We start from the raw sequence: 8306 nt of genomic DNA, 5'->3' as shown, positions 1-8306 counted from the left end.
CTTGGGCTGGTGCTCTGTTATCAGAGTGCGACATTTGTCCAAGATGTGCTACAAGAGGTTGTCAAACAGGCACCTTTGTTACCCGTGCTACTCTACGGCCCCACGGTCAGTCTCGACAAGCTTTCCGAGCGTCTGGCGGCGCAGATTGTGGCGAGAATTCGTGAACCCTTGCGCTACCATAGTCTGGTGTCGGCCATTCATGCCTGCCAAGTTTGTCGTGGCGATCAGCATGCGATGGACATGACTCGTGGTACCACCAAGGTGTTTCGTTCTTTGGTTGGGCAGTCGGAAGGCATCAAAAATGTACGGCGTTTGATTGAACAGGTGGCCCCAACGGATGCGAACGTACTCATTCTTGGTGAATCGGGGACTGGTAAAGAAGTGGTTGCTCGCAATCTGCACTATTTATCCAATCGCAGAGACAAACCCTTTGTGCCGGTCAATTGTGGTGCGATTCCTGGTGAGTTATTGGAAAGTGAGTTGTTTGGCCACGAGAAGGGCGCATTCACCGGCGCTATTACCGCACGCCAAGGCCGCTTCGAAATGGCGCAGGGCGGCACCCTATTTCTTGATGAAATTGGCGACATGCCTATGCCGATGCAAGTCAAACTGCTACGCGTGCTTCAGGAAAAAACGTTCGAGCGGGTTGGCGGCAACAAGACGATCAAGGCCGATGTGCGCATCGTTGCCGCAACACACCGGGACTTAGAAAGCGCCGTGGCAGAAGGGACGTTCCGTGAAGATTTGTATTATCGCCTGAATGTTTTTCCAATTGAGATGCCGCCATTGCGCGAACGAACAGATGACCTACCGTTATTGATTTCCGAGTTGACAAAGCGCTTTGAGCGAGAAGGACGAGGCAGCGTTCGTTTCACTGCCAATGCGCTGTTAAGCCTTTCTCGCCATCACTGGCCGGGCAATGTCCGTGAACTAGCCAATCTTGTCGAGCGTATGGTCATACTCTATCCCTATGGCGTGGTCGATATCAAGGATCTGCCTCAGAAATATCGTTATGACGAGGGCATTGAAGAACCGGAGCCGCCAGCGCTCCTCAAGCAACAAAAAAGCTCGACTTCGTTGGGCGTATCGGCCGATTTGCCGAATGAAGGCATTGATTTAAAAACACATCTGGCGGATATCGAACGGCAGTATATCGAACAGGCATTAACGGCCAATGATGGGGTGGTTGCGCGTGCGGCTGAGCAACTGGGCATGCGTCGTACTACTTTGGTTGAAAAGATGAAGAAGTACGGCATCGATAAAGCTGAGGTTGTGTCAGAAAATTGACCTCATTCGTAGCGACAATTTCGATGTCCTCCTAACATATTGAAATTAAATAACAAAATCGAGTGGCACGCTCCTTGCTAGGTTAAGGCACATTTTCACTAAGCGCGGGGAGCGTTCATGAATACAGTGCCAGCGAATTCGGTGTCCGATCCTTCGCATGAGCAACTGTCTCTGGATCGCGATCAGCTAAAACAGGCTTTTGCCCAATTTTCACGGCTCAGTCGCGAGATTCTCAAATCCTACTCAGCGCTTGAGGAGAATGTCGAGCATTTGACAGACAAGCTCGAGGTTGTCTCTCGAGATCATTTACGAGCCTTGCAAGAAAAGCAGATCTTAGCGGCTCGCCTACAAGGGCTGTTGAGGGTATTGCCGTGTGCGGTGGTCGTACTGGATGCTCGAGGGCGTGTCGATCACTACAACGATCGTGCTCGGGTTTTATTACCCAAAATTCATCAAGGAAGTTTGTGGCCTTCGGTGGTCTCTGCTTCTTTCGATCTCAGCGCAGCAACGGCAATTGAGGCGAGAACCAAAGATGGACGGTACCTGCACGTGGCGACTTGTCCACTGGATCAAAGCCAAGGCCAGCTCGTGGTACTGACCGATGTGACGGATATGCGCCGGCTTCAAAATCAGGTGGCAAGAAACCGTCGCTTGGCGACTTTAGGTAAAGCGGTGACGAGCCTATCGCACCAGCTGAAAACGCCTTTAAGCACTGCGATGATTTACGCCAAGCATCTCCTGAATGAAAGCCTTCCGCAGGCCACTCGATCGGAAATGGCAAGCAAATTAAATGCGTCGCTGTGCCGGATCAATGACTACATCAATGATTTGTTAATGTTTGCGCGCGGTGGTCGAGAAAACGCGCAGACGATCAATCTGAGTGATGCCTTGCCAAGGTGGGCAGCACAATGGCGGGAAATCGCCGAGATTAAAAACATCAAACTAGAAATCAAGACGTTATCGCACCAAGCACTTAAGGTTTTGGCCAATGAGCAAGCCTTGTTTGAAGCGCTGACCAATTTGGTGGTCAACGCTTTCGAAGCTGTGGCGGAGCGAGATGCACCGAAGGTTCTAATCACCTCGAGTGTGTCTGAAACAGGCTCGGAACTAGAAATTGCAATTGAAGACAACGGCCCTGGCATTCCTCCCGATTTGGAAGACGAAATTTTCGATCCCTTCGTGTCAAACAAAGTGGACGGTACAGGCTTGGGATTGGCGATCGTCCATAGCGTTGTGCGTTCGGTTGGCGGTGCCGTGGCTATCAGCAAAGGCGAACTTGGGGGCGCCTGCTTCGTGGTTCTTCTTCCGCTGGTGCGAGATTTGCAGGACGGTGTCTTGACGGCAGAAGCGATCACAGGAGATTGAGTTCATGGCGACAGCGACGATTTTGCTGGTAGAAGACGACAACAGCTTGCGTGAGGCGTTGAAAGCCACGCTGGACATGGCGGGCTATTGCACTGTTGAAGCACAAAATGGACGAGACGCGTTGGTCAAACTGGAACGGCAACGGCCGGACATTGTTGTGAGCGACGTGTCTATGGAACCCGTTGATGGAGAAACACTGCTGGCCGAAGTGAGAAAAAAAGACCAGACATTGCCTTTTGTGTTGATGACTGCGTTTGGCAGCGTGCATCGAGCTGTACGAGCCTTAAAAAATGGTGCCACAGATTATCTGCAAAAACCCTTCGATCCCGAACAACTATTAGATGTGGTTGGCCGGTATATTCAATCGACTCTACGTGATGGCCGCGAGCCAATCGTGGAAGACCCTAAGTCGATTAAGCTATTTGAGATGGCTCGACGCGTCGCTGATAGCGATGCCACTGTGTTACTGTCTGGTCCAAGCGGCGCAGGAAAGGAAGTGCTGGCTCGTTTCATCCATCGGCAGTCGCGACGCAAAGACGGGCCGTTTGTCGCGATCAATTGTGCCGCCATTCCGGAAAATATGTTGGAAGCTGTCCTTTTCGGTTACGAAAAAGGCGCATTCACTGGAGCGCATCAGAGTCGGCCAGGCAAATTTGAACTTGCCAATTACGGCACCTTGCTCCTGGACGAAATATCCGAAATGCCACTCGCACTGCAGGCAAAATTGTTGCGAGTTTTGCAGGAGAGAGAAGTTGAACGTCTCGGGGGACGCCGTCTGATCTCTCTGGATGTGCGCATTGTCGCCACCACAAATCGGAATTTACGTGAAGAAGTTTGGGCAGGAAGATTCCGCGAAGATCTCTACTACCGCTTGAACGTGTTTCCATTACAGGCATTGGCCTTGCGTGAACGACCTCTGGATATTGTGCCAATTGCTGAAGCGTTTATCGCCAATATTTGCCAGAAACAGGGACGTGCCATTCCGAAGTTATCCAATGAAGCTAAATCCCGGTTATTGCGGCACACCTGGCCAGGTAATGTCCGCGAACTGGAAAATGTGATGCAGCGCGCGCTGATCTTGGCGCAGGCTGACGTCATCACCATCGCCGATATTCATATAGAAACAGAAACACAAGATGTCACAGAAACCGTTACCGCGCCCGGCAGTCCGACAACAAACAAAGTATTGGTCAACCAGGTTCGCGAAGCTGAGTTCCAGGTCATTCTTTCGGCATTGGAGCGCCATCAAGGTAACCGAGCAGCGGTGGCGGAAGAGCTTGGTATCAGCCCCCGAACACTGCGTTACAAATTGGCAAAAATGCGCGAACAAGGCATTGAAGTACCTAAATAGGAGGTTGGCATGAAAGTGATTGATTCATCGCGTCTTTTGGCAGAAATGCAGCGGTTGAGCTCGGTGGCGGCTGGGTCCAGCCAACAGACTCAGAGCGTGTCATCTGATCATTCAGGGTTTCGAGAGGTGCTGTCAAAAGCATTGTCGGAGGTGAATCAAACTCAACTTCAAGCCTCTGCGATGGCTGAAGCGGTTGTACGTGGTGATCCAAACGTCACCTTGGCTGAGGCAATGATCCAGACACAAAAAGCGAATGTGGCATTTGAAGCCACGGTACAAGTACGCAACCGCCTGATTCAGGCGTATCAAGACATCATGAATATGCCAATTTAAGTGGTAGGAGATAACGGAAGTGGCCGAAGAAAAAGCGCTTATTGATCCCGACGCAACGCCGCCATTACTGCCTGGAATGGCAAACCTGAGCGTGTTAAGGCAGGCGGGAATATTGTTGGGCATTGCCGCAAGTGTGGCGCTCGGTGTTGCCGTCGCGCTATGGTCGCAGACTGCCGAAATGAAGCCCGTCGGCCATTTTTCACCCGACAAACTGTCCGATGTCATCAATTATCTTGAACAAAACAAGGTGGATTACAAACTATCGCCAGATGGCACTTTGATGGTCGAGGAAGCCAAACTTCAGAAAGTGAAACTAGACTTGACCGCACAAGGCCTGACAGGAGTGGGTGCGGCGGATCAGTTTTTGAAACAGGACAGTGGATTTGGGGTCAGCCAGCGCTTAGAGCAAGCACGTTTATTGCGCGCCAAAGAAAATGAGCTGGCGGCAAGCATTTCGCGTTTTGCTGGAGTCAAAGCGGCCACAGTCCACATTGCGATTCCGGTACGGAGCAGCTTTATTGGCCGTAAAGAGCAACCCCGTGCCAGTGTGGCATTGCAACTATTTACCAATAGCCCACTCAAGGAAGAACAGGCCGAAGCGATCGTTGACCTGGTGGTGGGTGCCGTTCCGGGACTTGAACGTCATCGCGTTGCGGTCACAGATCAATTTGGTCGTTTGTACAACACGTCAAGCAACGATGCGGAGACACGGGCGATTGATAAAGAATTCAAGGCCGAATTAAAAAAACAAAAGGAACTTGAGCAAAAAATCGCCGAATTGTTGAGCCCGATTGTCGGGCCAGAAAATTTTACCGCGCAAGTGACCGTTGATCTGGACTTTACTGAAAAGGAGCAAACCCAACAGCTGTTTAATCCCGATGAGCCCGCCGTGACAGAAGAGAAACTGATGGAGTCTACAAATGGCGAAGGCGAGGCGGCTGGTATTCCCGGGGCACTGTCTAATCAACCACCAGCCGCTGCCCAGATTCCTGAGACGGGAGCGGCCAATTCTGCAGGTGAAAAGGCAAGTTCTGGCACTATAAAACGACGGGTTGAGTCACAGCGTCGGTATCAATTGGACACGACAATCAGTCACGTCCGGCAAGCGATTGGTCGCGTGGCAAAAATCAACGTGGCGGTTGGGCTCAACTATCTGACAAAAACGGACGAAAATGGTGACACCCAGCGCGTACCACGCCCCAAAGAAGAAATAGAGAGAATCCGTCGTTTGGTTGAAAGTGTTGTTGGGTTTGAAGCAGCTAGGGGTGATTCTGTGATAGTCGACACTTTTGACTTTGTGCCTCCGGCGCAATTGCCTGAAACACCGCCACCACCATTTTATGAACAACCAATTTTCAAGGCACTTTGGAAGCCGGTTGTCGCCCTTTTGAGCTTGCTATTATTGATATTCGGGGTGTTAAAACCAACATTTAACAAGCTGTCTCAGGCACCGGAGTCGGCGTCCATGCAACCGTTGCCAATGGCGCCTGAAGGCGGCGCGACAATCGCGTCGCCGGGGGATGAGCAGTTAATGTTGAGCAGCGAAGAAGAACACGACATGTTGCCAGGTGCCAGTAAAAGGGAACTTGAACAGGTGAAGCGGGCCAAAAAGATAGTGGAAGAAGATCCGAAGATGGTGGCTGCCCTCGTACAAAACTGGATCGAGGAAGACAATGAGTAACGAAACTGAATCAGCGAACAAACCAGCGGTTAAACTGGATGGCGTCTCGCGCGCTGCCATATTGCTGATGACGCTCGGCGAAGAAAATGCGGCGGAAGTGCTCAAGCACCTAGGGCCAAAAGAAGTCCAGCGCATTGGGATGGCCATGGCGAGCATGAAGGCTGTCAACAAGGACACTGTGGTGCAGGTGCTTGACGGCTTTCTGGAGGAAGTTGAAGAAGGGACTGGACTTGGCATCGGCGCGGATGAATATATTCGAAACGCCCTGACCAAGGCGTTGGGTGAAGATAAGGCATCTGCCGTTATCGATAGAATTTTACTTGGTGCCAATACCAAGGGTTTGGATACACTAAAGTGGATGGATGCGCGGGCAGTGGCTGAATTGATCCGTTATGAACATCCGCAAATTCAGTCGATTGTCTTGAGTTACCTCGATCCCGACCAAGCCGCACAAGTTCTGTCGTTTTTGCCAGAAAAGGTGCGAGTGGATTTGGTTATGCGTATCTCCGCGCTTGAGTCAGTGCAACCGAGCGCCTTGCAAGAACTTAATGACATCATGGAGCGTCAGTTTGCAGCAGGTGCGACATCGAAGCAACAGACTATCGGTGGTGTGAAAAAAGCGGCGGACATCATGAACTACCTTGACAGCAGTTTGGAAAGCCAGTTGATGGAGGAACTGCGGGAAGTTGATGAGGACTTGAGCCAAGAGATTCAGGATTTGATGTTTGTCTTTGACAACCTGGCTGATGTGGATGATAGGTCGATACAAGCGATTTTGCGCGAGGTATCCACAGATGTGCTGGTTTTGGCGTTGAAAGGCGCGGACGAGCCCATTCGGGAGAAAATATTCAAGAATATGTCAAAACGTGCCGCCGAATTGCTGCGTGATGATCTGGAAGCCATGGGGCCTGTCAAGCTTAGTGAAGTCGAAGCAGCGCAAAAAGAAATTCTGGCTGTCGCCCGACGTATGGCGGATGCCGGTGAGATTGTCCTAGGCGGGGCCGGTGAAGAAATGGTCTAAGTCAAATGAGCGACGAGCATAAAGTCATTAAGCCGGATGCCACCACCCACGTGCGACGATGGCGATTTGGTTCGGTCAGTGGTGAAGTGGCCAATGCCGATAAGCCAACCGTTGACACCACAGTTGATGTAGCTCAGCGGGAGTTGCTCAAGCGAGTTTCTGCCGAAGAAATTGAAAAACTTCGTGCTCAGGCAGAAGAAGCCGGTCGTCAGGAAGGTTATCAGGCGGGGTTTGCGGAGGGACTGGCGAAAGGCGAGCAAGAAGTTCGGGCGCTTATTGAGCGTTGGCAGGCGTATATTGACCATTTGGCAGCGCCATTGGCAGAAATCGATGAAGCGCTTGAAACTGCTTTGTTGGAGCTGGTGGTTGCCGTATCAAAACAAATTGTTCGTCGAGAGTTGAGGACGTCACCGGAGCAGATTTTGGGTCTGCTGCGTGAGAGCATTGCGTTATTGCCAGCCACGAGCGGGGAAATCCGCATCCAGGTCCATCCGGAAGATGCACAAATCATAAAAAAACAATTTGGCGAAAATCTGCCGAGCCAATGGGTTTTGGTTGAGTCCCCTAGTATTTCCGTCGGTGGATGTGTGATAGAGACAGCGACTTCGCGTGTGGATGCGACGATCGAAGCCAGAATTGCTGAGATCGCATCAAGGTTGTTGGGGGGCACTCGTCATGAGGACGCATAGCAATCTTGTTGACAGACTTAAGCGTGCTCGGGAGCGACTCACGCAAAATCCACCAAGTTTGACAGTGGAAGGACGCCTAACACGAATGGTAGGACTGGCATTGGAAGCGACAGGATGCCGTCTTCCTGTAGGGGGGCGCGCCTATGTGGTGACCGCCGACGGAGGCAAACAGGAAGCAGAGATCGTTGGCTTTCATGGAGACAATCTTTATTTGATGCCCAAGGGCGACATCACAGGATTGGAACCTGGAGCACCAGTGATTCCGATTGGACGTAGACCTGAAATTTCAGTCGGTCCAGGCATTATGGGCAGGGTCGTCGATGGCAATGGGAGGCCACTTGATGGTCTAGGGCCATTGCACGCCGAGACGACTTTTCCGTTAGACGGTCGTCGCATCAATCCATTGCAACGAAAAAATATTGATACACCGTTAGATGTTGGTGTGCGCGCCATCAACGCCTTGCTGACTGTTGGCAAAGGACAACGGATGGGGTTGTTTGCTGGCTCAGGTGTGGGCAAGAGCGTACTTTTGGGTATGATGACACGTCACACCAATGCCGATGTCATTGTGGTTGGGCT

Annotated in this window: 8 protein-coding genes; all 8 read left to right on the top strand. The window is 51.4% G+C overall.

What is annotated here, in order from left to right; all coding sequences use genetic code 11:
- A partial coding sequence (locus tag D6694_15725; protein RMH33113.1) for a sigma-54-dependent Fis family transcriptional regulator occupies window positions 1-1287 on the top strand: 1287 nt, incomplete at its 5' end.
- A 117-nt stretch (window positions 1288-1404) separates the two neighbouring features.
- A complete protein-coding gene (locus tag D6694_15720) occupies window positions 1405-2652 on the top strand; it encodes a hypothetical protein (protein ID RMH33112.1) in 1248 nt (415 codons plus the stop codon).
- Between the two features lie 4 nt (window positions 2653-2656).
- Window positions 2657-4003, top strand: coding sequence for a sigma-54-dependent Fis family transcriptional regulator (locus D6694_15715; GenBank protein ID RMH33111.1), 1347 nt, complete (start codon window positions 2657-2659; stop codon window positions 4001-4003).
- Between the two features lie 9 nt (window positions 4004-4012).
- A complete protein-coding gene (gene fliE, locus D6694_15710; protein RMH33110.1) occupies window positions 4013-4336 on the top strand; it encodes a flagellar hook-basal body complex protein FliE in 324 nt (107 codons plus the stop codon).
- Window positions 4337-4355: 19 nt separating this feature from the next.
- The gene (fliF, locus tag D6694_15705; GenBank protein RMH33109.1) at window positions 4356-6017 is read left to right on the top strand and encodes a flagellar M-ring protein FliF; all 1662 of its coding nucleotides are present in this window, start codon (window positions 4356-4358) and stop codon (window positions 6015-6017) included.
- Complete coding sequence (fliG, locus tag D6694_15700; protein ID RMH33108.1) at window positions 6010-7038, top strand: flagellar motor switch protein FliG; 1029 nt, start codon at window positions 6010-6012, stop codon at window positions 7036-7038. Before fliF ends, fliG begins: the two co-directional genes overlap by 8 nt.
- Before the next feature lie 5 nt (window positions 7039-7043).
- Complete coding sequence (locus tag D6694_15695) at window positions 7044-7727, top strand: flagellar assembly protein FliH (protein RMH33107.1); 684 nt, start codon at window positions 7044-7046, stop codon at window positions 7725-7727.
- The coding region (fliI, locus tag D6694_15690; protein RMH33114.1) for a flagellum-specific ATP synthase FliI at window positions 7714-8306 on the top strand (593 nt) is incomplete at its 3' end. The genes D6694_15695 and fliI, both read left to right, overlap by 14 nt.

Source organism: Gammaproteobacteria bacterium, from assembly GCA_003696665.1.
Lineage (GTDB): Bacteria > Pseudomonadota > Gammaproteobacteria > Enterobacterales.
This window is presented reverse-complemented; position numbering and strand designations above follow the sequence as displayed.

Bases quoted from the DNA above. Each gene is read 5' to 3' on its own strand.
- D6694_15720 (RMH33112.1), top strand. From the start codon at position 1,405: ATGAATACAGTGCCAGCGAATTCGGTGTCCGATCCTTCGCATGAGCAA.
- D6694_15715 (RMH33111.1), top strand. From the start codon at position 2,657: ATGGCGACAGCGACGATTTTGCTGGTAGAAGACGACAACAGCTTGCGT.
- fliE (RMH33110.1), top strand. From the start codon at position 4,013: ATGAAAGTGATTGATTCATCGCGTCTTTTGGCAGAAATGCAGCGGTTG.
- fliG (RMH33108.1), top strand. From the start codon at position 6,010: ATGAGTAACGAAACTGAATCAGCGAACAAACCAGCGGTTAAACTGGAT.
- D6694_15695 (RMH33107.1), top strand. From the start codon at position 7,044: ATGAGCGACGAGCATAAAGTCATTAAGCCGGATGCCACCACCCACGTG.